The 23,719-nt window shown below is 53.6% G+C and carries 23 protein-coding genes; 10 read left to right on the forward strand and 13 right to left on the reverse strand.

Annotation, left to right across the window (positions count from 1 at the left end; all coding sequences use genetic code 11):
• Both M4I36_RS10575 and iadA read left to right on the forward strand, forming a co-directional pair.
• Positions 1-1,520: hypothetical protein (locus tag M4I36_RS10575; RefSeq protein WP_258111707.1), on the forward strand; the 1,520-nt coding region annotated here is incomplete at its 5' end.
• A gap of 23 nt (positions 1,521-1,543) precedes the next feature.
• A complete protein-coding gene (iadA, locus tag M4I36_RS10580) occupies positions 1,544-2,881 on the forward strand; it encodes a beta-aspartyl-peptidase (RefSeq protein ID WP_258111708.1) in 1,338 nt (445 codons plus the stop codon).
• A gap of 57 nt (positions 2,882-2,938) precedes the next feature.
• Here iadA and folE read toward each other — a convergent pair whose 3' ends face one another.
• The 3 genes from folE to M4I36_RS10595 form a co-directional block, all read right to left on the reverse strand.
• Complete coding sequence (gene folE, locus M4I36_RS10585) at positions 2,939-3,589, reverse strand: GTP cyclohydrolase I FolE (RefSeq protein ID WP_258111709.1); 651 nt, start codon at positions 3,587-3,589, stop codon at positions 2,939-2,941.
• Between the two features lie 187 nt (positions 3,590-3,776).
• Positions 3,777-4,706 carry a MerR family transcriptional regulator gene (locus tag M4I36_RS10590; RefSeq protein ID WP_258111710.1) on the reverse strand — a complete coding sequence of 310 codons (930 nt, stop codon included), beginning with the start codon at positions 4,704-4,706 and terminating at the stop codon, positions 3,777-3,779.
• A 53-nt stretch (positions 4,707-4,759) separates the two neighbouring features.
• Complete coding sequence (locus tag M4I36_RS10595; protein WP_258111711.1) at positions 4,760-6,235, reverse strand: cryptochrome/photolyase family protein; 1,476 nt, start codon at positions 6,233-6,235, stop codon at positions 4,760-4,762.
• Between the two features lie 124 nt (positions 6,236-6,359).
• Between M4I36_RS10595 and M4I36_RS10600 the strand changes: the two genes are divergently transcribed.
• The gene (locus tag M4I36_RS10600; RefSeq protein WP_258111712.1) at positions 6,360-7,421 is read left to right on the forward strand and encodes an EAL domain-containing protein; all 1,062 of its coding nucleotides are present in this window, start codon (positions 6,360-6,362) and stop codon (positions 7,419-7,421) included.
• Between the two features lie 105 nt (positions 7,422-7,526).
• Here the strand turns inward: M4I36_RS10600 and M4I36_RS10605 are convergent, their stop codons facing one another.
• Positions 7,527-8,207 carry a TetR/AcrR family transcriptional regulator gene (locus tag M4I36_RS10605; RefSeq protein ID WP_258111713.1) on the reverse strand — a complete coding sequence of 227 codons (681 nt, stop codon included), beginning with the start codon at positions 8,205-8,207 and terminating at the stop codon, positions 7,527-7,529.
• Between the two features lie 326 nt (positions 8,208-8,533).
• Between M4I36_RS10605 and M4I36_RS10610 the strand changes: the two genes are divergently transcribed.
• The 3 genes from M4I36_RS10610 to M4I36_RS10620 all read left to right on the forward strand — a co-directional run bounded on the left by M4I36_RS10610 (position 8,534) and on the right by M4I36_RS10620 (position 10,625).
• Positions 8,534-9,238 (forward strand): SGNH/GDSL hydrolase family protein, encoded by a 705-nt coding sequence (locus M4I36_RS10610; protein WP_258111714.1) that lies wholly within the window; start codon positions 8,534-8,536, stop codon positions 9,236-9,238.
• A gap of 54 nt (positions 9,239-9,292) precedes the next feature.
• The gene (gene sigK / locus M4I36_RS10615; RefSeq protein ID WP_258111715.1) at positions 9,293-10,027 is read left to right on the forward strand and encodes an RNA polymerase sporulation sigma factor SigK; all 735 of its coding nucleotides are present in this window, start codon (positions 9,293-9,295) and stop codon (positions 10,025-10,027) included.
• 124 nt (positions 10,028-10,151) lie between these two features.
• Complete coding sequence (locus M4I36_RS10620) at positions 10,152-10,625, forward strand: hypothetical protein (RefSeq protein WP_258111716.1); 474 nt, start codon at positions 10,152-10,154, stop codon at positions 10,623-10,625.
• Positions 10,626-10,664: 39 nt separating this feature from the next.
• Here the strand turns inward: M4I36_RS10620 and M4I36_RS10625 are convergent, their stop codons facing one another.
• The 3 genes from M4I36_RS10625 to M4I36_RS10635 are packed head-to-tail and all read right to left on the reverse strand — an operon-like array spanning position 10,665 to position 15,500.
• The gene (locus tag M4I36_RS10625; protein WP_258111717.1) at positions 10,665-11,927 is read right to left on the reverse strand and encodes a S1C family serine protease; all 1,263 of its coding nucleotides are present in this window, start codon (positions 11,925-11,927) and stop codon (positions 10,665-10,667) included.
• Positions 11,905-13,977 carry a dynamin family protein gene (locus M4I36_RS10630; protein WP_258111718.1) on the reverse strand — a complete coding sequence of 691 codons (2,073 nt, stop codon included), beginning with the start codon at positions 13,975-13,977 and terminating at the stop codon, positions 11,905-11,907. The genes M4I36_RS10625 and M4I36_RS10630 overlap by 23 nt, the downstream gene beginning before the upstream one ends.
• Positions 13,974-15,500, reverse strand: a complete 1,527-nt coding sequence (locus M4I36_RS10635; protein ID WP_258111719.1) for a dynamin family protein — start codon at positions 15,498-15,500, stop codon at positions 13,974-13,976. Before M4I36_RS10635 ends, M4I36_RS10630 begins: the two co-directional genes overlap by 4 nt.
• Before the next feature lie 260 nt (positions 15,501-15,760).
• Between M4I36_RS10635 and M4I36_RS10640 the strand changes: the two genes are divergently transcribed.
• From M4I36_RS10640 to M4I36_RS10650, 3 genes are read left to right on the forward strand one after another with little or no spacing between them, the layout of a single operon-like run.
• Positions 15,761-16,054, forward strand: coding sequence for a hypothetical protein (locus M4I36_RS10640; protein WP_258111720.1), 294 nt, complete (start codon positions 15,761-15,763; stop codon positions 16,052-16,054).
• A 33-nt stretch (positions 16,055-16,087) separates the two neighbouring features.
• Positions 16,088-17,152 (forward strand): tetraprenyl-beta-curcumene synthase family protein, encoded by a 1,065-nt coding sequence (locus M4I36_RS10645; protein WP_258111721.1) that lies wholly within the window; start codon positions 16,088-16,090, stop codon positions 17,150-17,152.
• A gap of 23 nt (positions 17,153-17,175) precedes the next feature.
• Positions 17,176-17,598, forward strand: a complete 423-nt coding sequence (locus M4I36_RS10650) for a DUF2269 family protein (RefSeq protein WP_258111722.1) — start codon at positions 17,176-17,178, stop codon at positions 17,596-17,598.
• Here M4I36_RS10650 and folB read toward each other — a convergent pair.
• The 5 genes from folB to M4I36_RS10675 all read right to left on the reverse strand — a co-directional run bounded on the left by folB (position 17,567) and on the right by M4I36_RS10675 (position 21,140).
• Positions 17,567-17,977 (reverse strand): dihydroneopterin aldolase, encoded by a 411-nt coding sequence (folB, locus tag M4I36_RS10655; RefSeq protein WP_258111723.1) that lies wholly within the window; start codon positions 17,975-17,977, stop codon positions 17,567-17,569. The two genes, M4I36_RS10650 and folB, sit on opposite strands and share 32 nt — an antisense overlap.
• Before the next feature lie 27 nt (positions 17,978-18,004).
• Entirely contained in the window at positions 18,005-18,820 is an 816-nt protein-coding gene (locus tag M4I36_RS10660) for a glycosyltransferase family 2 protein (RefSeq protein ID WP_258111724.1), read from the reverse strand.
• 94 nt (positions 18,821-18,914) lie between these two features.
• Positions 18,915-19,763 carry a YihY/virulence factor BrkB family protein gene (locus M4I36_RS10665; RefSeq protein ID WP_258111725.1) on the reverse strand — a complete coding sequence of 283 codons (849 nt, stop codon included), beginning with the start codon at positions 19,761-19,763 and terminating at the stop codon, positions 18,915-18,917.
• Complete coding sequence (locus M4I36_RS10670) at positions 19,760-20,794, reverse strand: RluA family pseudouridine synthase (protein ID WP_258111726.1); 1,035 nt, start codon at positions 20,792-20,794, stop codon at positions 19,760-19,762. The genes M4I36_RS10665 and M4I36_RS10670 overlap by 4 nt, the downstream gene beginning before the upstream one ends.
• Positions 20,795-20,909: 115 nt before the next feature.
• On the reverse strand, positions 20,910-21,140 hold the full coding sequence (locus M4I36_RS10675; protein WP_374986028.1) for a NifU family protein: 231 nt from the start codon (positions 21,138-21,140) through the stop codon (positions 20,910-20,912).
• Between the two features lie 189 nt (positions 21,141-21,329).
• On the opposite strand from M4I36_RS10675, the gene M4I36_RS10680 reads away from it, so the two are divergent.
• Positions 21,330-21,524, forward strand: coding sequence for a DUF378 domain-containing protein (locus M4I36_RS10680; RefSeq protein ID WP_258111727.1), 195 nt, complete (start codon positions 21,330-21,332; stop codon positions 21,522-21,524).
• 189 nt (positions 21,525-21,713) lie between these two features.
• Here M4I36_RS10680 and M4I36_RS10685 read toward each other — a convergent pair whose 3' ends face one another.
• Positions 21,714-23,444, reverse strand: a complete 1,731-nt coding sequence (locus M4I36_RS10685) for a FapA family protein (protein WP_258111728.1) — start codon at positions 23,442-23,444, stop codon at positions 21,714-21,716.
• Between the last annotated feature and the right edge of the window lie 275 nt (positions 23,445-23,719).

The following is a 23,719-nucleotide window of genomic DNA, read 5'->3' on the forward strand; positions in this document are numbered from 1 at the left end:
AAAGGCAGACGGACAATGCTCATCAATCTTCCTTTTTGTCCCAAATTGAATTCGGATCGCTTAAGTTGACAGCATTGGCTGTAAGCCCCCATCCTATCGACCCGATTCGGACACATACCCGGAGTAGCAGTGGAGGCTCTATTACGCCTCCAGCCAAAACAGTCGTGAAGTCAGCCAAGCAGAAAACGTCCAACGAGACCAAAACCAGAGGAGCAGAGACAGACAACCGCTCTAAAGCACATAGAGATTCCTCCACGACCGAATCGGAAACGGCTCAAAATCAAACCAGCAAGGTGGCCCAGACATCTCGCTCAGATGCGTCGCAGTCAGGGAGTACAAACTCAGAACCTGCGCTTACGGGCACAACTCAGAATTCGGAAAACATCGGATTCGCACCGGTTCAAGGTGGCAGCATAAAACTTCTGGCGCAGGCCCCGAAAAACGCGGGTACGTTGTCGGCCTCCGTCATACAATACGGGAGTTTACCCGAAACGACGAGTAGCGGCACAGTCGTCAAAATTCCCGGCGCAGGCCCCTTTACACTGCCGACCTTGACCAGCGGAACTTACCTATACCTTCCACTGAAGCACGGTGTACTGTGGGCGGTCATCCCGCCGACTACGGAATCAATCAGCGGATTGGTCGGAGAAGCGTACGAGCGTACCCCCATTTTCTATACAGCTTACCGCAACATCAACACGGCAGAAACGCTGGCGATAGACAATCCTCAAAACGGGACCACGAACGCCGCATCCATGGCGGGTCATCCTTCAATGGACCCAATGAGTCAAACCGCCCAGCCATCCGACGTCAGGTCAGCCGCACAAGCGAACCAAACTGCTTCGGCCAACACGGCCACCCAATCGCTGCAGACCACTTCGTCCAAGAAATACGCGCCGGACAGTCCGTTCGGAGAAACCGAGTTGCTCGGAGAACTGCCCAGGACTACGCCTCCGACTGAATCATGGAGAAAGCAGTCTCTCAGTTGGTTCCATCCCAGGCAGGAAAGTATGCAAAGAGCATTGCAACCATTTGTTCAACCAGGTCGTGTCAACACGAATAGCCAAGCGGGGGAGCGCGGCGCGCGAGACGTACAGTTGAAAAGCTTTTACCGAATTTACCATGGGGCCTTGTTCGTCATCGCATTCCACAAAGACAACCAAACCCTGAACGAAGTCGTTCAGTGGAATACTCGTCGCAACACACTCACGCCACTTGCCTGGTTGCCGAATGGCGGGGATGCGTTCAGTTGGCTGGCCGTGAGCCAGAGTGCCTTGTACGATGAGGTACGACACGTTCGCAAAAGTGAGCCCACCGCGTTCCGAGGACACCAGGAATATATCAACTTGAAAACCGGCCATATTCACCCTATCCAACTAGGACATTGGTCGGACGGCGGTGTGGGCGCAGGGAAGTCCCTGGCTTTTGAAGTCGACGACTCAAGCAATTGGGAACTCTTTACGCCAAGTTCAGTAGCCAACCGTTTACTCTCGAAGAATGACGTCCAGACTAGTCACTAGACTGGACGAGGAGAGATGCCCGATTGTCGCTACTCACATTGATTCAACACGCCACAATTTATAGTCCAAAACCGCTTGGACAAAAAGACATTCTCATCGGCGGGAGCGAAATTTTAGCGATTGGAGACGACTTGAGCATTCACGGAAGTCTTCCGAATTTGCGAACGGTCGACGCTTCTGGTCTCCTCCTGTTTCCAGGCCTTATCGATCAGCACGTACACATGGCCGGAGGCGGCGGCGAAGGCGGCTTCCACTATCGCACACCAGAAATTTCTCTCAGTCACGTCACGACTGCGGGTGTGACGACGGCAGTCGGGGTACTCGGGACAGACGGGGTGACCCGCTCCACCCGTGAGCTTTTGGCTAAAGCACAGGCATTGGACTACGAAGGGATTAGCACCTACATATACTCGGGCGCTTACCAGGTACCTACACGTACCATCACTGGCATGCCGCGCAGTGACATCGTGCTCATTGACAAAGTCATTGGGATTGGCGAAATTGCCATTGCCGACTCGCGCTCCAGCCATCCGAGTGAGCGCGACTTGGCCGAACTGGCAAGCGAAGCACGAGTCGGAGGCCTGCTCGCAGGTAAAGCTGGCGTACTGCATCTGCACGTGGGAGATGACGACGAGAGGCTGCAGATTTTGTTTGAATTGATTGAGAAGACGGAACTGCCTCTGTCCACGTTTGTGCCTACTCATCTGAACCGCAACCCAGACTTGCTGAAAGACGCTGTGCGCTATGGCAAACGAGGTGGACTTGTAGATGTGACGTCAGGCATCCGCCCCGATGAACACGACCACGTGTCCGTGAAGCCCTCCAAAGCCATTCGCCAGCTCTTGGACCAAGGTGTTCCTGCTTCCCGCATTACCATGAGTTCAGACAGCAATGGAAGTTCTCCAATTTTTGACGATCGCGGTAAGATGACCGCGATGGGCATTGGCTCGATTCGCACTCTGTGGGAGGAAGTCGTCGACACGATAGTTCAAGAAGAAATTCCACCCGAGACCGCTGTCCGCTTTGTTACCGAGCACGTAGCCCGGGTATTGAAACTCAGCACGAAAGGAAAAATCAGAGCAGGCTATGACGCCGACCTCTTGCTGACCGATGGGCAATACCGAATACAGCACGTCTTCGCAAAAGGTCGACATGTCGTCGAAGATGGAAAAGCAATCGTTTTTGGCACCTTTGAAAACATTGAAGATGTTCCCGGTTCACCCGACAGCAAGACAAAAACTGGCGACATATCGCCCGAGCGAGGCCGTACGATGTTGTCTCCCGACGAGGACGACGAAGACGATTTTCCAGACCCGGACGAGCGCCAAGCCAAGAGCCGACGTCGCAACTACTGTTGTTGACAATCCCCGGTTTCTGGAGTACTCCTCTTAAGGCATAAGCGGTGTGGCGGCTGACACTCAGCCGCCGTATCGCACCATCTGTAACACCTCTTCACGACGCTTGATGTCTTCTGCAAACTCGCCGCGTGTAGCAATCGTCAATGTTTTGCTTCCCGGTTTTTGAATTCCTCTCATATTCATACAGAGATGCTCCGCGTCGACGACGACCATCACTCCCCGTGGGTCCAACCCACGATGCAGTGTATCCGCGATTTCGTTCGTCATCCGCTCCTGAACTTGGGGTCTCTTTGCAACTGTGTCGACTAAACGAGCAAGTTTCGAGAGTCCTGTGACCGTACCGTGACTCGGCAAATAGGCAACATGCGCACGCCCAAAAAACGGCAACAAATGATGTTCGCACATTGAATAAAATGGAATATCTCGAACAAATACAATTTCGTCATGCTGTACATGAAACCGAGCAGAAAGTTCATTCGCAGGATTTTTATGAAGTCCAGCAAATATCTCCTCATACATCCTCGAGACGCGTGCAGGCGTGTCGAGAAGACCTTCCCGGTCTGGATTTTCTCCGACGGCCTCTAAAATCATACGCACTGCTGCTTCAATTTTTGGCTTGTCCACGTATTGAACCGATTGTGTTTCAACTGTTTCTTCCGTCAACGTCGCCAGCGTCTCAAAATGCGCATCGCGATTGGTGTTTTTTAACATGATATCATCTCTCCCTATGCCCGCCTTGTTCCAGCGGTATTCGGAACTTGTTCGCTAGCAACGATGGTACTTGTGTCTGTATCGAGTCTCTCTTCGCATTATACCCTTATCTGCTCTCGGGCCAGCTACCTATCCACAAAGGCGAGACATACCCCACCCTGTTCTACGAAAGAAGACGCCACTGCGTTCACCTCTCGGAATGCGTTCGCGAGACACGATACACCTCTTCTGCAGACGTGGCGACATGAATGTGATAGAGTCGGTGGTGCTGCGCAAAACTTAACGCCCCATCCCCACCCACATAAAAATCGACGCTCGGATGCATGCTTGCAAACTCGTCGAGTACCGACAATACTTGGTCGTCCTGTTCAAACGGCGTCCATGTCGAGGCAGACAGCGCCACGCGAACTGGCCGCAATCTCAGTACCGCTTCCTCAATCGCCCCGGGTGCTGGCGAGGCACCGAGGAAGAGCGTCCGCCAACCAGCAAGCGACGATTCAATCAAGAGCATGTGCAAGGGTATCTCGTGACGTTCATAAGGAAGACACGAAGCGAGTAAAAGTGGCCAAGCTGGCTGTTCGCGAAGCTCACCACGCACTTGCACAAGGAAATCGCGAACCGTGATGGAGGCAATATGCTCCTGGTATTCACTCCATTGACCGCTTTCCCACAAGCGTCCTATTTCCCGTAAAAATGGTGTGAGAATCCGGTGCATTGTCTCCGTGATTCCATACTGCTGCGAACATCTCTGAAAAAGCGCAGCCATCTCCCCTTCCCTAGAGCCTTCGCCAAGTTCAATCAAGCGATGGACAATTCTTTGGAGAGAGGGCTGCTGAACATTGGCATCAAAATCTTGCAAAGCTCCGAGATCGTCCGTCGGGAGATTGGCTGACCTCACTGCCAATGCTGCATTTTTTACAGAATAACCATTCTGAACAAGTTCCTGTACTTTACTCAACAATTGAACGTCCTCTGCCGTATAGACTCGGTAGCCATTTTGCAAACGCCGCGGCTCAATAATCTGATATCGCTGCTCCCACTTGCGAATGAGTTGTGTGGTCAATCCTGTTTGGTCGGCCACTTGACGAATGCTGTAGTAGCCTGTCTCGCTTCGCACGGCATCTCTCCTCCCCGACACTCGCGACATAAATTATCACCCATCTGCGGGCTCTACTTGGTCCATTCGGACAAGGCACCACCCGGTCTCAATCCATAGCTCTGACGAAGTCTCTCGAGCGCGCTATCTCGTGCAACCTTGACATCAACTATAGGCGCTGGATAATCCGGAGCAACCTCTTCCCGACACGGTTTGGACAGCAACCATGGCGCATGAATAAATTTGTCTGGTACACGCGACAGTTCTGGCACGTAGCTGCGAATAAAATCGCCATGCGGGTCGTACAGTCGGCTTTGGCGAACCGGATCGAACATTCGAAAATACGGTTGTGCATCCGTTCCGACGGACGCAGCCCATTGCCACCCTCCAACATTCAAGGGATGGTCGTAGTCGAGGAGGTGTCTCGCAAAATAGCGTTCCCCATCCCGCCAGTCTATGCCCAGTTGCTTTGTGGAGAAGGACGCGACCAACATGCGCAGACGATTCGACATGAAGCCCGTGCTATTCAACTGACGCATGGCTGCATCAATGATGGGAAATCCGGTTTCACCATGGAAAAACGCGCGCCTTTGGTGTTCGTCCGCAGGATATACGAGCGGGCGCCGCGGTCTGTGCAAGGGTTGCGCCGCGCTTTCCGGATGAGCATCCATGAGATGATAATAAAAGTCGCGCCAAGCTAACTGCCTGGAGTACGCCTCTGCAGAAATACTTTGCGTGCGGGACAGTGTTTCGAGCACAGCATACACCCAACGAGCAGACAAGGTCCCCGACCGAAACGCGTAGGATAGACGCGAAGACCCTCCACTAAGGAGATGACGGTCTTGCGCATATGCAGACAGCCCATTTTTCACAAACGACGCAAATGCGGTCAATGCCGCTTTTTCGCTGTATGTCTCTACCTCTCCTGGCGCAAAGTCCAGCAGTTCTTTCGGGATTGTCCGAAATGCGCGGTCTACATGCTTCAGCATTTCGTCCGGCAGTGCCTCGAAACGCTCTGACCCGAGACGGCATACAGCCTCTGCTATAGGTCGCTTCGGTGCACTTGCAAACCGATGATAGAATGGAGAAAAGCGCACATAACTGCTAGGTTGTCCAGACCCGTCCCGTTGTGGCATCAAGTCAGAGAGGCGCGTAATGGTTCTTTCTTCGGGCTGATGAACCTCCACACCAAAACGAGCAACCAACGCCGTGACCGCGGCATCCCTCGTTTTCGCATACGGAGTGACGTCGCGAGCAAAGACCAGATGTCGCGCGCGGATAGCCGCGCAGACCGCTGGAACGACATTAGCGGGATCGCCATAAAGCACATGCAGCGAGATACCAAGCCGCTCCAGAGACTGCGAGAAAGCCAAAACGCTGGCCACAAAGGCTCGACGTTGCGCCAACGACCGCGTGGTGTCGCCGATTTGCTTTGGATGCAACACGACAATCGGAACAATGTTCTCTCTAGCAAGAGAGCATGCACACTCCAGAGCTGGGTTGTCGAGTAAGCGCAAATCCCGCCGCAGCCAAACGACGGTATCAATCATACGCGTTCCTCACTCTCCAAGAGGTTACCACCCTTCTATTGTACAACGATTGTACAGGGTATGTATAGTAACGGAACAAAAGAGCCTTCGATTTCCCGAAGGTCGGCGGAAGGAGAACGAAACGATGTCCGAATGTCGCCTGTGCACAACGGGCCAACGAGGCTTCATTGTCCATTTTCCATCGGAAGAAACGTGCGGAAAGTATTCTTTGCGCCAGCAGGCAGACCCTTACGCTTACCACCCAATGAATGAAAAATCCGTGTGGTATGAAGAAAAACTCTTTTACAAGAACTTCGACTTTTGGCGCGAGGTCAATGCGGCCGACTCATGGATAGTGGAAGCTGCGCGTTGGGACACCGCTGGGCCAGTTTCAGAAGGCACTGCCCATTGGGCCGTTCTTCAGCAACAAAGACCAGCTTGGTGGGTGCGCGATGTGATTGACGAAGAGCGAATTCGGATGATGATGCAGCCCATTGTCGACCGCTCGGACAACTCCATTCTCGGCTACGAGATGCTGGCGCGAGGCGTTGATTTGAACGGAGGAACCATCTCGCCTCTGACCCTCTATGAAGCCGCTCGCGCGCAGGAGGAAATGTTCCGGCTCGACCGCGCTTGCCGCATTGCTGCCATCCGCGCGGGCGCATCGCTCCCAGTCGAGCAGTTTATCTTTGTGAACTTTATACCGACGTCCATTTATGTACCGGAACACTGTTTGCAGACGACCATTCAGGCGGCCGACAAGGCCAAAGTTCTACACACGCAAGTCATATTCGAAGTCGTGGAGACAGACTTTGTAGAAGATTTGCCTCACCTTAAGTCCATTCTCCAGTACTATCGGTCACAAGGATTTCGCTATGCCCTCGACGATGTAGGAGAAGGTTTTAATACTTTGGAACTCATATCCCAACTCGAGCCGGACGTCATCAAACTTGACCGAAAATGGGTCAGTCAGATTGGCCACTCCTCTGAAAAACAGGAAACCGCCATGAGCATTCTCAAAGCAGCTCAGGCGGTAGGGGCCATTCCGCTGGCGGAAGGCGTAGAGACCGAGAGTGAAGCCGAGACGCTCCGCACCATGGGATATGCATGGCAACAGGGGTATTACTATGGGCGCCCGGATTGGGCGCCGCAAACCTCGCTTCAGTGGACGAGAGCGCACGACCCCCGCTCTGTGGACAAACCTTGACAGCAGCCACAACGGTCTGCAACGTTTCCATACAGTTACCGCAGTAGCGACAGATAGATTGGTCATCCTCCACCGGTCACAACGGTCTGTAACGTCTCTATACAGTTACGACAGTAGCGTCCCCTGCTCGCCTCGACCTTCCGTCGACCGCGGTGCAGGTTTTTTTGCGGTCAGAACTGCCCATGTGCAGTCCACTACGTACCTCGCCGCATCTTCCACGGCAGAAAAGTAATTATGGCCTTCCCCGTCTTTCAAATTTCCCAGAGAGAGAAGATGCAAAAACGTGTGGGCCGCTAAATATGCGTTGTCTGCACATACTTCTCCATCTGCATTGGCCCGCTCAATCGCATCGGCAAGACGCTTGGCCAGCCGCTCTTCCGCTTCTTGCATGCGGCGAATCTGTGCCTTGCTCAACATGGGCTTCGCCTCATGCATTAAGGTGGTAAATTCCAACCGAGTCTGTTCTACCCGCAGTCGCGCCAAGGTGATGTTGTACAGGCGTTCGTACAGAGACTGCTCGCGCCGCAATAAATCCTCCGTGCGCTCTTCAATCAACGCCATCAACTGCACGATGGAGGCGGTGAACAGACTCGATTTGTTTGCAAAGTGATAGTAAATGCTGGCCTTCGTCAAATTGCACTCGCGTGCCACCATCTCCACACTGACGCCTTCATAACCAAGGTCCATAAAGAGGTTCGCTGCATGCGTTAAGATGCTGTTCGCTGTTGGTGTTTCTCCCGCTTGCTGCTTAGGCCGACCGGGGCGCCGGCGTAAAGAGACCGTCACCGAAGATACCTCCCTGGAGCCGTCAGTTCAATCCATTCCACAAAAAAATCATTTTCACCCCAGTTTACTGCAAAGAGTCCCGCTTGTGAAGTAAGCAGACTCCTACGTGTGAATTCGCGGTTCATGTCAACGCACGACTCAAGAATGGGCCAGACACCGTACAGTCACCGGGTCACGGCGACCCGTAGAAGCATGGAATGAAGGAGCACCCCATGACCTCTTGGCGCGAGGTCTATAAACTTTCCCATTTTGCATAGACCGCGAAGTCGTACAAGACTGACTGGAGCAAACAAGCGTGAGACATTCAAGGAGGGGACCATGATACCATGCTCTACGTTGCCCTTGGAGATTCTATTACGGCTGGAGAAGCTGCCAGCGCACCTCAATTCACCTACACTCATCGATTGGTAAAACGCTTATCGGCCACATGCCAAAAGAGCGTTTGTGGCGAGGTCTTAGCAGAACCCGGTTTCACTTGCCAAGCCCTTCAGTCGGCTGTCCTGGAGAACTCGTCGACCGTCTTGTCTGCCGCAGGCACTGTCACCATTTGGGTCGGAGGAGACAACCTGATTGACGCCGCTCTGCAGTCTCTTTCCGCTGTGCAAAACGGATTACCAGCGGCCGCAGTGCGCAGCAAGGGCGGTTCCTTGAAACAAACTCTTGCGACAGCCGTACGACACTCGATTTCAGGGTATTCCACGAGTTTGGAAACGTTAGTCCGACACATTCGAAGCGTATCTAAGTGCCGCGTGGTTCTTTGCGGCCAATACAACCCATTTCCAAACAGTCCCCTGGCGACCGCCGCAATTGGCACTTTAAATCAAGCCACGGCGACCATTGCGACATCCACCGGATGCGCATTTGCCGCGACGGAACAGTGGTTTGCCGGTCGCGAGCGAGAACTCATTGCCGGATATCGGAATGGCCGAGTCGAAGATGTTCTCTCTCTACACGTACCTCCTGTGCATCCAAATGACCGCGGGCATCAAGTCATCGCCGAGGGGCTCTATCCATTCGTGGCACCACTGTGATGGACATCGCATAGCCTACAGCGAGAGACAGATGCCGTGGGAGGTGCTTGTTCTTTGTTTTCTATCGCCGTAGCCGCGCTCAGTCTTCTTCAAGACTTCACCCTTGCCAGTGGATATATCAATCAGTCGTTTCCACAACCACTGAGCAAAGAAGAAGAAACCCTGTATTTCGAACGCTGGAAAGCTGGCGACCGCGAGGCACACGATGTCCTCGTCAAGCACAATCTGCGACTGGTCGCTCATGTTGCCAAAAAATTCGATTCATCCACCATCGACCAAGATGATTTAATCTCCATCGGTACGGTCGGACTGATTAAGGCAGTGGACACTTATCAGCCTAGCAAAGGGACAAAATTTGCTACCTATGCTGCGCGCTGTATTCAAAACGAGATTCTCATGCAATTGCGCACACAAAAGAAAACACGAAAAGATGTCTCGCTGTACAGCCCCATCGGAACCGACAAAGAGGGAAACGATATTGTCATTGCCGACGTCTTAGGGTCGGACGCCGACGTGACCGAAGAAGAGGTCAGTCGCAGATTGGAAATTCTGTCTGCCATGAAACTTTTGGACATTCTCGACGAGCGCGAGCGCCAGGTGATAGAACTGCGTTTTGCACTGATTGATGGACGCGAGTGGACACAAAATGAAGTGGCAGAGCGATTGAACATTTCGCGCTCTTACGTTTCCCGGCTCGAGAAACGTGCATTGTTAAAAATGTTTCACCAGTCGCAGGAAGGCAAACAACGCCGACAAAGCTTGAAGTACCGCCGCATTCATCATGGATAGTAGCCCACGACTTGGCATTGGTTGACCATTGCTGAACAGGCCCTCACGCGATACCATAGGGAAGTCACTGAATGAGTTGGAATTGGCCTCGTGCCGTCCAAGCCGCGTGAGGAGTTCACTGTCCATGTACTCATTTCGAAAACGGAGATTGCCCGTCCGCAGTTGGTTGATACCGCTGCTACTCATAGCATTATTTGTTTCTGCCGGGATTTTTGATTATCAGCGTCAAAACGTCACCGTTCATGTCTTGAGCCGCTCGATAGACTTGGCGGACATACGAGACATTATGCTTCAGCCAGTCAGCCAAGCGGACCAAGCTCAAGGGCAGTACACCACTTTGAACGGTCGCGAAGCGATTTTGCAACTTCTCAACATCCTGGACGAATCGAAGTTGGTCCATAGCCCTGCCAGTCTGGAGGCGCCTATCTTCGACACAGTGTACGTCTCTGCAGACTCATCTGGGATGATGTCCATCGGCTTGGCTGTGAACACCGCCGAACCAAAACGTCCATATCTCGTGTTTGACGGAAAGACATTTCTGGCTTCGCCTTCTTTGATTCCTACCATAGACCAATTGATTGCAAAGGCCAACGCATAAGAAGGACCATGAGAACATGCTGCGCCACGCATCGTTTGACTAAGAGAGATTACCTGTATGGGTTGGCCAATTTCCGAGCGTGACGACCACATTGACTTTTTGTCCATGCCGGAGAATGTTTAGCGTCAATTTTTGTCCTGGAGCATCGTGATTAATGATGTTGGTCAGCTGCTCAATGGTCGTGACCTTTTGACCATTGACTCCGACAATGATGTCTCCATTCCCCTTGAGACTCGAGATTTGGCCATTTTCCGCCGCACTGTTGGCGCCACTGTCTCCCCGGAGTCCAGCCCTCTCAGCGGGACTGTGGGGAGATACTGCTTCCACATAGACGCCGTATCCGACGGGTAGCTGCAGTTGGCTCTGCAGATAGGAATTAATATCAATTCCAGCAATGCCTAGCCACGCATGTTGCACTTGACCGCCGCGAAGAAGCGTCGGTAAGAGCCGCTCGAGGCGGTCAATCGGAATGGCAAAACCAATACCCACCGAACCTTCAATCGGACTCTCAATGGCCGTGTCAATCCCGACTACCTGACCTGCCGCATTGAGCAGCGGGCCACCAGAGTTGCCCGGATTCAAAGGCGCATCTGTCTGAATCAAGCCATCCATCACGTGACCAGTGGGCATAGGCATCGAACGATTCAACCCACTCACAATCCCGAATGTTACACTTTCTGTCAACTGAAACGGATTGCCGATGGCAATGACAAATTGGCCGGGCACAAGTTTCGCAGACGTCCCGAGAACCAGTGGTGCACGTCCCGCAGGTGGAGTGATGTGAACAATCGCCAAATCGTCAATTTTGTCTTTGCCGATGACCGTTCCTTGATAATTGTGGTGGCCAAAGGTCACGGTGACGGTAGGTTGACCATTGACCACATGGTCATTCGTCGCAATATCACCGTTGTCATTGATGAGAAAACCGGTGCCAATGTCCTCCTCTGCTCCAGTCTTACTCGATCCGTCCGATATGGCCGTGATGGTGCAGATGCTGCGTTTCACCGAATTATAGACGGCCGTGATTTGATTCGCCGAAGACCCCACCATGGGCAGGCCAGAACTGTTCGTTAGGCCATTCCCGGCATTCGAAGCACCTGCCGTACTTGGGCTGCCTGGCACCGGGGTGACATATTCCGGTCCCACCAACTGCGTGGGACGGGAGACCGAGACCCCCGTCACCACTCCCACTCCAAACACCACAATCAGCGAGAGTGTCAACAGTGCCGCCATGGAACCGCTTCGCCCGCCTCGCCGCGGACTATCTCGCCAAAATTCCTCATCTCTGAACTTCCGCCCCATCGGAATGCCCCCTCTGTGCGGACATCAAACCCGTTTCACGCGGGCGGATGTCATCAAAATAGCTGTGAATTGCTTCTTCCCATCTGCTCAGTTCCGTGCCGCCGGACGCATCAGTCTCCGTCAAATCCTGCAGTTCCCGAAGCCAACTCTCCTGCACGTCCGACCAACAGGAGACAGCTGCGGCTTTGGCGGCAGCAAAGACGCTTTGCGACATCCGTTCGATCTCGCTGCGAACCGACTGCATCATCCCTGGTTCCGACGCCGCCAACATATCCGACTGACCACTGCCTTCAAAGAAAGACTTGGCATTACTAAAATGGCGAAATTCCTTCTCAACATCTGCCGTATCGAGTGCAGCGCGAAGATGGGACCAGTCTACCAACTCAGACGGGAACACCAACTCTTTGTCTCCAAGAAGGGGCTGCAATTCTTTCTCCAAAGCCGCGCGCGTACGATTCATTTTCTGCTGTAGCGCCAACGGCAACGCTCCGGCCACCCGCAGAGCGAACGTCCGCATTTCCATATCCACTTGGCCTTCCAACATTTGCACAAGTTCCAGAGCCGCTTCCTTCAATGCCAATTTCGGCGCTACATTGCCACGAAACCGCCCTGGATAAAAGGCTTCTCGAAACAATCCAGCAAACCGCAGCCGAATGCGTTCTCCGATATGAAATTGTAACTCGGTCCACTCTTCCGACAGCACGCGAAATTCTTGCTCCAAGTCCGATGAGTCGGACGACGCATCAGACTTTAAGAAAGCGATGCCGTCTTCAATCGCGGCGGCCAACGCCGCAGCATCGGCAAGAGCCGCAGAGGCGAGTGTCTTCTTCCGCAACAACTCCGCTTGGAGCGACTGACCGACGAAGGACAGAGTGCGTTCCACTGCATCCTCTTGCATCTGTTCTCGCGAATGAATGGCGAACTCCTGCAAGTCAGCTGCCAATGCCGGAATCCCCGACTGTTCGAGAAGTTGGTCTACAGGCGGAAGCGGTTGTTCTGCGGACAGATGAAGGCGCTGGCGTACCAACTGCTCAAACGCCGCACTGGACGCAGACGCGTCGCCCTGTGCATTGGCGCCTGACAACCCTGCGTCATGGGATGCCAGTTGCCGAGCAGCCAGGGCAATTTGACTGGACACTTCATAGATACGCGGACGGCGAATGCCAAGCTGCAACAGTTCCTCTTCCACCCGCTCCCGGACCGCTTGGCGTTCCGTTTCGGAACGAGCGAGATCGACCGCATTGATGACAACAAAGAGCTTGTCCGTGCCCATGACATCTTGAACGCCCGCCAACTGTTGCAAGAAATTTTTATCCGCCCGCGAGAAGGCGTGCGTGTAGTAGAGGACAAACAGAATGGCGTCAGCCTCGCGCATGTAAGAGAACGCGACCTCTGTGTGCCGACGATGAATGGAGTCGACGCCTGGCGTGTCGACAAACACAAATCCTTCCGGTATCTGCCCGCCGGGCACGGATACAGTCACATCCGCCAAATAGCAGGCATAGCGCTCATCGGCCGTATACTTTTTCATCTCTTCCTGCGATGTGCGCCAGTCACTTCCTAGACGCGGGGCCATGTCTTCATAGCCAGCAGCAACGGAGCGCAAAAAAGCATACGCCGGGCGCGCGGAACTACTCAGTTTTGCCCCAGACAGCTGATTGGCGTAGGCCACCGCCGCCGACAGCGACCCTGCAGAGTGACCCAAGCGCCGCAGCGCACCGTCCACATCTGACCAAAGCTCCGATTCATCTTTAGCTCGAATGCGCAATTTGTCCCCGCTCGTCACTTCAATCCGCGTGACCGCAGCCGTTGTGGGATTCGGCGAGACCGCCAACAAGGGTTCTCCCATGAGCGCATTGAGGAGAGACGACTTTCCTGCCGAAAACGCACCAAAGACTGCGACCAGCGCTTGCTGTTGCTCAATTCTCGCCTGTAGTTGGCGCAACATGGTCACTTGTGAGGTCGCGCCGCTGAGAGGCTCGACGAGAGCCAGCGCGGCCTCTAGTCGATCTCGATACGATGACCCACCTTTCGTCTGTTGACCCGTCACGGAGAGACCACCTCCTCTTCTGGAGTCCAGAGATTCATCCAGTCCTCCACTTCCGTCTCAATCCGCCTATGCACGTCCATCCATTCTTCAAGTGCTTTGAACTCAGCTTGAATCGTCACCGACTCGTCTTCATCCGGTACCGCCTTCGCCGACTCCACATCCATAGCCCGACGCCGAAAGTCATCGAAGACGGCTTGAACGCGCGCAGTCATCTGACGGCGAATGGCCGAAACTACGTCACGCACGAATTGATATCCGTACTCTGCCGACACCAGGGCGCCAGACTTCACCTCCGCCGCGACCATCTCTTCAGAGATAGTCATCTCCAAACCATCCAACTCGACGTCTGCAAATTCCAGCCATTCCGCATGTTCCTGCAAAAAAACGCGCACCGCGGAGCGCACGGGCCAAAACAAATTCTTTTCGGCATGTTCTATCAACTGCGAAACGAATTCATGCAGGCGAGTTTGCCTCTCTTGCGCTGTTTTTTCGGCTTTGCCAAACCACCCCACATGAAATCCAGGCAACAAGCTCTCAATATAGCGGCGCCCCAACTCCGCCGTCTCGTAAGGCGTAATCTGAGCTAACTCGACCACTCTCTTGACGTCCGAAAACTGCTGTGCAAAAAGTTCCTCGATATTTCGCAAGCGTTCTGCTCGTTTTGCGGCCCATTCGCTCTGTTGATCTTGCCGCTCCTGTAGCCATGCAAGTGCTTCGTTGACATCGTTCGGGACAACCCCGAACGCCGTTTGCAACTGCTCTGTAGCTTCTGTGACTTCCTCTTCATGCCGCTGCCGAACCAGCTCTCGAATCAACAGACGAACCCTGTTCCGCACCGACTGAAAACGCGACTCGAGCGGCTCTAAAGCCAACTCGTGAAGATAGTCAGAGAGGGCAGAAAGTTCCGAATGCACAGACGGATCGACTGAAGTATAAAAGATGCGTTCATAGGAAACACCAAATTCTCGAAAGGAATTTTCTACCCGATCCCGATATTCGGCAAACGGAAGTTCCCAATCGAAATGTTTGTCGACTTGATGGACAATCAAAAGAAGCCGCTGGCCTTCTTCTGTGCAGCGGCGTGCCCACTCTAAATGTTCATCGGCCTCCACGTGTTGGTAGTCCATCACCAGCGCGACGACATCTGCTCGGTACAGACTTGCCAGCGTCGCTTCTTCGTGTGCGCTGTCGGTCGAATCAATGCCCGGTGTATCCATCAGCAGAACTGGGTGCTCCGAATCTGGCAGAGACACCGTTTCCACCGTCGCCGTGGTAGGTACTGCCCCCGTGGCGAGGGCTCCGTCGGTCAGCGCGTTCAGCAAACTCGACTTGCCCGCCGAGAACAGACCGCAAAAAGCAATCACCAGCGGAGGGTCCGCACTCTGCCACGGCTCGATGACCGACCTGAGGCGGTCCGTGACGTCACTTTTTGCAGACGGGTCTATTTTGTTCAGTAAAGCATTCCAGCGATGTTCTAATTCAGGAGACCAAAACGTTTCCTTTACAGACGGCGATGTACTCATCTATATGAAACTCCTTCGATAGAAGAATGAACAATATCCGGTCTCTACACTACCATATGCTGAGGGCTGCATCCATGGGAAATGCATGTGCTACAATCAATCCAGATTCACTCGATGTGGATGTTCATCGGTCTGTCATAGATGACGGACGGATGGCAGTCCCGTCTCAGCATACGCCCGCTTCGTCGTGACTGCCCTCGCATAGTCTAGTGTAGGGCCGCTGTCTCGCGACGCCTCAAGTTGCAAGGAGGTGAATGGGCATGCAAATCGGAACCATGCTGAAATTCGGCGGAATGGCATTTGATGTGGCCCGTGACGAGCGTGTTCAGCAGATGGCAATGATGATTCACAAGGGCGCGAAACGCCGTGGTCTATACGGCGGTCATACACAGTATCCAACACCCGTTGCCGCGAAGTCGCCTGCGCGCGTGCCATTTGCTCCAACCGCCCCGGCCAATTCATCTGGTCCGACGTTCAGTAAATACTTTACTGCAGACAATGCCAAAAAGGCTATCGACATTGCCAGCAGTGTGGGAAGCCTACTGCTAAAATGATGGAGCGGTTCTGCCGCAGACGAGGAGGCACCTTTGGAATCGCAATGGGAAGTCGCCACTTCGACGCGTTTTCTCTACCGCTTGTTTCGCCACGTGATGCCAACAGCGCGCGCTGAATTAGCCAAATGGCGGCGGCGCGCAGCTGCCATTCCCGATGCCACTTTGCGCGAACAGGCACTCGCGAGCATCCGGGACAAACAATTTCACGCCGATGGTGGCTGCGTCTATGCCGCGGCAAAACCTGCATATCGGGTGGCCTTGGTCCGCGTAATTGTCGCCCTGCAAACGATCAGCGATTATTTGGACAACCTTTGTGACCGCTGTCAAATCACAGACGCAAACGACTTTCACGCACTGCATGACGCGATGCGAGACGCCGTGCGCCCTGGTCAAGCCCACAGAGACTACTACGCGTTCCGTCAGTCTCCAGACGATGGCGGATATCTCGACAACTTAGTCAGCGAGTGCCAGCAAGTACTCTACGACTTGCCCGCTTATGATTTGGTACAGTCGGATGTGGAGTGGCTGGTAGAGCGCTACTGTGAATTGCAGGAGACAAAGCACATTGAAACGGACCAACGCGAACAAGCGCTCAAATCGTGGAGTGCGCCGTATCTCAAAGACTATCCCGATATTGAGTGGTGGGAGTTTGCGGCAGCTACCGGATCGACCTTGGGAATGTTCGCTCTGTTCTTGGCCGCGACCGACCCGGACAAGTTTGCGAATCGCAGCGCCGACATCCGCGATGGGTATTTTCCGTGGCTGTGCGGGTTACACATTTTGCTCGACTATTGGATCGACGTAGAGGAAGACATCCGCGAAGGCGACTTCAACTTTGTGCTCTGCTATGCGTCTCCAACCACGGCACGCCAGCGTCTGAGGCGCTTTTTGCAGACGAGTATGAAAAAAGTCAGAAATCGCTCGCTCGAAGGAGCCATTCACCGCTTTGTCGTGCAGGGTCTTCTCGGAATGTACCTGAGTGACCGCAAAGCACTCGCACAACGTGGTGCAAGGAAGGCGCAGTGGCTGTTGGTGACGGCAGGTCCTACTGCTTGGATGTTTTACTGGGCATGTGTCGTCTATCGACTGGTCCGCTAACTTTTCCGATGGAGGTGGATGGCTTGCCTGCCATCTTTCTGCCGATTCTCATCGTCCACTGCACGGCCGTTTTTTCCAAACTGGCTGTCTTCTTCGCTATTCCCAGACTCAAATCAGTCGCCGCCGTGGATGGCTTCGTGCGTCGCTATCGGCCACTGGAGCGGTCGGCCAATTGGATTTTATGGATTACGGGCGGACTACTCGTCTATTTCTCCAGTCTCAAGATGCTGGAACAGACGTGGATGATTGTCTCTCTGCTTCTCTATTTGCTCGTATTTGTCGCAATTCGATACGGTCTGTTTCGAGAATTGGAAAAGATTTCAACCAGTAAAAAGGTTCTGGCGAGCAGTGAGTTGAAGCGGTTGCGAACGAGCAACTGGTGTATTGGCCTGCTCGCCATCGCCTTACTCATAGTCATTGCCTATCTGATGAGTGCACAGCCTTAGTGGCGGAGCGCTCAATGCACACGCTGACTGAGTCAAAAATGCCCTGGATGGGGGCACCTGGTTTTTCAACTTCGACCTTCACGAGTGCCACCGTCGCAAAGCGCTCGAGAATGGCCGTGGCGATTGACTCAGCGACCGCTTCAATGAGACGCTTCGGCGGATGAGACGTGACGATTTCTTCGACGGTGCGATAGACCTGCCCGTAATCGACCGTCTCTTCCACAGCGTCCAGGTTGCCGGCTCTCCGAAGATCGACCCGAAGCGCGAGATTGACGACAAATCTCTGACCCGTCACCGTTTCCTCGGGCAATACGCCGTGATATCCGAAAAACTGTAACCCACGCAAGCGTATTTCATCGCGCACAGACTCACTCTTCAATAGGATTTCCTCCCTCCGAGGGTCGACTCACCAAATGGTGGAACTGCCATCCCACGAAACCACAGTATGGGCTCGCACATCGGTGAGTAAGGGACTGTCTGCCATCTGTCGAAAGTTACTCGATGGCAGTGAACCGAGACGATGTTTCTCGACGAGTCGGCGCAGCGCTGGTGCCATCTTCTCGGGATGCGCAGACTGATTCTGCCCACTGGCACTGACCGAGTAGAGAACGCTGCAGAAAGGGACTCTCTGGAGCCGCGAATGCTGACTCGCTCGCAGCCAATAATCCCAGTCCCAATAGTGACTCATCTCCTCATCAAAGGGCCCGACCACATCCACTAAACGCCGGGTCATGAGCACCGTGGCTGGTGGTATCGGGTTGTATTTCGGTAAAAGTGCGCTGGCATCACGGAACGCAAAAGGAAATCGCTCGAGCGTCTGCCGGTTCGATGAGCGAACTACGATTTCCGCATCAGAATAGAAAAAGTCCGCGTTCGACTGCGGAAGCATCCGAAAAATGTCTTGCAAATGATGGGGCAACCAGCGATCATCGTCGTCACAAAACGCGATGTACTCCCCGCTCGCCGCGCTTCGTGCAGCGTTCAGTGCCGCAACTTGTCCAACATTAGACGGCAGTTGAATTAATTCCAGGGAAAGCTCAACAGACGTCTCTCGCGGTAAAATCAAATCCCGCAAAATTGTTTCTCCGCCATCGTTGACAATGCAAAGTTGAATCTGAAATCCCCCAATTTGACCTGCAATGGCTGCGACACAGCGCGTCAATTCCTGAACTCGCCGATGCGTTGCAATCAACACAGACACCGTACCTCGAGCCTTGCTCATCCGAAGCGAAACCTCTCCCTCTCCGTCGCGCTGCCACGAAGACTCCCTTAAGACCTGGCCGATGAAGGCAGCGGGATTTTCTACCTAAAGGAGTTTATGCCATGGACTGTGCGGTTAATCGGTGGGCAACTGCTGCGCCCAGTAGAACTAGGATACTCGCTACATACATCCAGAGGAGAATCAGCATGACGACCGCTAGCGTGCCATAAATAAGTTCATAACGTACTAAGTGAATAGCATACCAGACGAAGACCTGCCGCGCGATGTCAAGCAGCAGCGCCGCAATGAATGCGCCGATAAGCAAATTTTTACTTGGACTGACGTTCGACGGAAGAATGTGATAGAGAAGCAAACAAGTAAAGAAGAGAGATACAGGAAAAAACACTTGCGACAAATGATTTAAAACGGGAAAGATGGGAACCCATGATGGTAGAGCGAATCCGTGGTGACTCCAGAGCGGGTACAGAGCCACAACGAACGAAGACAACATGGTCATGACCACCAGTAGTACGACCATGCCGAAACTAATCAAGCGGCGCGCAATGTAGGAGCGCGGAATTTTCACCTCAAAGATCATGTCTAACGCCTGCTGAACCGCAATAAACGCACTCGTCGCACTCCACAGCAACGTCAGAGCCGACAACAAGCTCACTTTTCCACCCATTCCGGCGAGTCGCGTAATATTGTCTGTAATAAACGTCTTTGCCTCTGGAAGCGCGGGAAAATACGGCTTCACTGCCAACAGTAAGACGCGCTCCACGGTCGCATTCGGGGCCAGAAAGGAGAGAGCGTACATGAGCAACAACAAGAGCGGAAAGAGGGAGAAGAAGGCATAAAAGCACATTGTGGCAGCGAGCGATGCCACATCTTTTTGCACTACGTCGATTGCTAAGTCGTACGAAAAACGCAGGCTCCATTGCCACCACTTAGTCCCGTTTGTCACAGTCTGCCCTCCGCCAAAAACTGCGCCACAGCCTGTGACAACACCCCTGGCTCACGCAATAAGACATCCAAATTTGTCCCCCACGCCTCGGCAGAGAGCGCTCGCCACGGTGCCGGCACAGGAACCGAAACTTGGACCAACGCATCCCCTCTCCCAGCATACGGATGCGGAAAACGAAGTGCCGCCGCGTGTAAGTAAAAGCCGTCAAAAGAAGAAAAATTCGGCTGAAACCCTCCATAGAGAGCGTCCCCGACAATCGGGCACCCCAGGGCTTGCAGGTGCACGCGAATCTGGTGGGTTCTGCCCGTCTCGAGTTGACACGCCACGAGGCTGAGCCGCCCTAGGGCAGGATGTTCCCAATCGGTCAGTAGATGATACCAAGTGCGTGCTTCTTGCCCGGACGCGGACACAACGTATCGTCCAGCGTGATGTCTGTCTCGTCCAATCCTCTGCTGGATAAGCCCTTTTGCATCGGGCAGGTGCCCGCAGACGATGGCCACATAGAGTCTATCCACAGCCCCATCCGAAACCATCGTATCGAGCGTCCGTGCGGCGAAGGCGTGTTTCGCGTACAATACTGCACCACTCGTACCCTTGTCCAAGCGATGAACGTGAAACGGTGTCAGCCATGATTCCTTCCACCGAAGTTGCGAAACTCTGGCGTCGAGCGTGTCTATTTCGCCCGATCCGTCCGAGTGCACGAGAATTCCCGCTGGTTTGTTCGCCACCAAGAGGTGATCATCCAAAAACGCCAAGGAAACCTCCGGCAGGGAATCGTTCGCGTGCCGTTGGCGCGACTGTTGGGACGCCTTCCAGTCCGGAGGGAGTAGCAAAAGGCGGTCGCCAGCATGCACCACGGTCTTTGCATGAAGACGGCGTTCCCCGTCCACGACTCGCCCTGCTGCCAAGAGCCGTCCGACAAAACCTTCAGGAAGCTGACAACCTAACGAGAGAGCCACCTTGGCCTCCATACCCGCCAGTTCTGGTTCTACTTCGAGAAGCAGTCCAGACGCCGCAAGGGAAACCGCCATATCAACACCTCCAACTTGCAAATGGTATCCCACTCGTTGGACGTACGCAAAAGCGAGCCGGTCAAAGGCCGGCTCGCCTCTGTCCACGCCGATTCAATTTATGCCCAAAGAGGGACTAACATGCTTCCACATTCTCTATCTCTGGTATCTGTTGGCGAATGGACCGCTCAACGCCCATTTTAAGCGTCATCACGCTCGCCGGACATCCGACACAAGCACCCATCAACGAAACATAGACGGTCTTGGACAGTCCGTCGTAGGACACAAACTCCACGTCTCCACCGTCTTGCTGAATGGCCTCTCGAATCGGAACAAGCACCTCTTGAATGCGCGACTCCATGTCCATGATGATGCACCCTCCCATTCTTCTTCAGAATAGCCCCTCGAATCGAGAAGCGCAAGCCCATTCAGCCAAACACCTTGTTTTGAAAATAGCACCTATTCTTATTCGCCGTACCAGTTTATTCTTCTCAATGGGCAACAGCATGGTGTCAGTCGGTCCGGTGCATACTGTCGCTGAAGGAGGTGGTGTCTCATGAACAAGACGGCACTCGTGCTTGTCATCGTTGGCGCAATCAACTGGCTACTCGTCGGACTGTTCAAGTTTGATTTGGTCGCCGCGCTGTTTGGTGGCACAACCGGGATCATCAGTCGAGTGGTTTATGTGATTATTGGGCTAGCTGGCCTTTATTGTATCTCCTTGCTGTTCAGCGACCGAGAAACCGTTTAGACAACCTCTTTGCCCGTCGAATCGCGACAGGCCCGAAAGCCATCGCGATGTCTTAGGCACCGTCAACAAGGCGCGGCTGAAAAACACGATTTGTCTTTAACGTTCAGCCGCGCAAACCACCTTAATAACGCTCAGCCGTGCACATCGTAATTGCCGTCGATTCAAGGGCGCGGTGTGACCGACTCAGGTTCACATTGGCCATTGACAGTTTCTCGACTCCTCAAGAAACTCGTGCCGAAACTCGTCCGCCAAAAAAACACTTCCCGGATAAACGCAGTCTGCCTTTATATAACAGTGTTCTGCTTCAGGAATCTTTAATGTCGTGAGTGCTTCTGCTGGAGAGCCGACAATACGCGCCAAAATAGTCGACCCAGCGACAATTTCAGAGCCAACCAGCACACCCGGTCTGCCAAGAGCTCTGACGGTGCCGCCCGCATGGACCTGGCAATGGTAAAATCCTTGGACTGTAGCATCAATGTCCCCCGTGGCCTCAAGGTCTGACATCTGACCATGTGCCACTTGAATGGATGCGAGTTCAGTCGCTTGTTCCCATTCCCGGATGACTGTTCGCCACTTGTCAATTTGTTCTTGAAAGGAGGCCCATGCTGCCGCTGTCGATTCCAGATGAACCTGAGTGAGCCAGCTGGAAATCAACTTCAGTCGTCCTTGCCACGGTCCCAAGTCCAATGCCGGACGAGACTCTGCAAACTCCTGCAAACGGCGAGGCCACTCCAAGATTGCCTGAAATTTGTCCGCTAACAGTGACGCGACGACCCGCGACAGTGGAACTTCCGCACCATGCGTACGTAGCGCTGCTTCCAAGCGCTCTGCGGACTGCTCTAAGGATTCCCAGTCGTCAGCGAGTTCTTCTAACAATTCCTCTAATTCATGTAACGTTTTATGCCGCATACCAGCAAGAACTTTGGATTGGAATACGCCACCGCCGATGGTCACCCCAGCATCTCCGATAACCCGCGCCGAAGAGACGTGTCCGCGTATAAATACCACGCCCCCCGCGACCACTTCGACCCCTTCTTCCACATCTCCATACACGACGATGTCGCCATCAAAATGCACGTGTCCGTGACGCGCACTTAAGGATTCTGCAAATTCCATTGTGGGTGCCACATCCACCAAATCAGACCGTACAATAACGCGGCCCCCTCTCGTCGAGTGCAGCAACCGTTCCGAATCTTCAGCCAGTCCTTGTCCCACTTTGGGGACCTTGACCGCCGGGGTATATGGAGCAATCGTCGTTCCGAAGACACTCGTGCCCGGCGTTCCCGGCTCTGCAAGGAGGCGTCTTGCAACCAGCACACCGGAGCGAACGGTGAGAATGGGTCGAACCGGGACAATGCCGAAAACTGGATCTGACTGGGGTTTGACCAAAATTTCAAAGCGCTCCGGTAGTCCTTCTGTAGGCGGCTCACCGCGGGCACAAGCACATGTTCCCGAGCTCTCTCGGGACAGCAAGTCCTGAATTTCTTCGCTATTCAAAAAGTCCATCGAAATGCGCTTTTCCGTCATCGCAGCCAGTACTTCTGCCAACGTGAACGGATGCGGTTTGACGACGTCTTCTACCACCTGCAGGACGCACGTAGGTGTAGCTTGCGCGTCCTGTAAAGCCGTCTTCTTTCCGTCCGTATAGACTATCTCGAGCGTCGCCAACAAGTTATCTGGCGAAATGAAAATTCGCATGTCTCGCGTTGGTTCTGTCTGAACGAGATGCACGTCCACTTCAGAAAATGCATGAATCTGTACGCGGCCCGTAAGTTCCACGCCATCGACGCGTATTTGCAAAGCGGGATGTTTCGGAATGACAAGCGTCGCCGGAGTCTCGTTCAATTCCACGGCAATCTGAACCAAGTTGTTGACCACCGCAATCCGTCCGGGCAGCATCCGTTCTTCTTCCATAGTCATCAGGCCTTTTCATGATGAATCAATGCTCTTCTCCTGAGTCGAGTACACGCCATGTATCTGGCGAGAATGGTGAAGAAGATTCTACATGGGACTCGAAAATCCTTTGTGGGAAAAAGAGTCATTCCATCAGACGGCGTTCTCGTTTTGCAGAGCCTTTCATCATTTAGAGAACCGCCGCTCTCCGAGAATCTGCACAATAGGTGCTCAAGGCAGAAAAGAACAACCAAGTTACCGCCTACGGCGCGGACCTTGGCTGTTCCTGATGGGTCATGTAC

Origin of the sequence: Alicyclobacillus sp. SP_1 (assembly GCF_024706985.1) — a bacterium.
GTDB lineage: Bacteria > Bacillota > Bacilli > Alicyclobacillales > Alicyclobacillaceae > Alicyclobacillus_I.

Coding starts and splice junctions, on each gene's coding strand:
- M4I36_RS10600 (WP_258111712.1), top strand. CDS start 6,360: ATGTCCGAATGTCGCCTGTGCACAACGGGCCAACGAGGCTTCATTGTC.
- M4I36_RS10675 (WP_374986028.1), bottom strand. CDS start 21,140: ATGGACATGGAGTCGCGCATTCAAGAGGTGCTTGTTCCGATTCGAGAG.
- M4I36_RS10680 (WP_258111727.1), top strand. CDS start 21,330: ATGAACAAGACGGCACTCGTGCTTGTCATCGTTGGCGCAATCAACTGG.
- M4I36_RS10660 (WP_258111724.1), bottom strand. CDS start 18,820: ATGAGCAAGGCTCGAGGTACGGTGTCTGTGTTGATTGCAACGCATCGG.
- M4I36_RS10640 (WP_258111720.1), top strand. CDS start 15,761: ATGCAAATCGGAACCATGCTGAAATTCGGCGGAATGGCATTTGATGTG.
- M4I36_RS10670 (WP_258111726.1), bottom strand. CDS start 20,794: ATGGCGGTTTCCCTTGCGGCGTCTGGACTGCTTCTCGAAGTAGAACCA.
- M4I36_RS10685 (WP_258111728.1), bottom strand. CDS start 23,444: ATGACTATGGAAGAAGAACGGATGCTGCCCGGACGGATTGCGGTGGTC.
- M4I36_RS10610 (WP_258111714.1), top strand. CDS start 8,534: ATGCTCTACGTTGCCCTTGGAGATTCTATTACGGCTGGAGAAGCTGCC.
- M4I36_RS10595 (WP_258111711.1), bottom strand. CDS start 6,235: ATGATTGATACCGTCGTTTGGCTGCGGCGGGATTTGCGCTTACTCGAC.
- M4I36_RS10620 (WP_258111716.1), top strand. CDS start 10,152: ATGTACTCATTTCGAAAACGGAGATTGCCCGTCCGCAGTTGGTTGATA.
- M4I36_RS10625 (WP_258111717.1), bottom strand. CDS start 11,927: ATGGGGCGGAAGTTCAGAGATGAGGAATTTTGGCGAGATAGTCCGCGG.
- M4I36_RS10635 (WP_258111719.1), bottom strand. CDS start 15,500: ATGAGTACATCGCCGTCTGTAAAGGAAACGTTTTGGTCTCCTGAATTA.
- folE (WP_258111709.1), bottom strand. CDS start 3,589: ATGTTAAAAAACACCAATCGCGATGCGCATTTTGAGACGCTGGCGACG.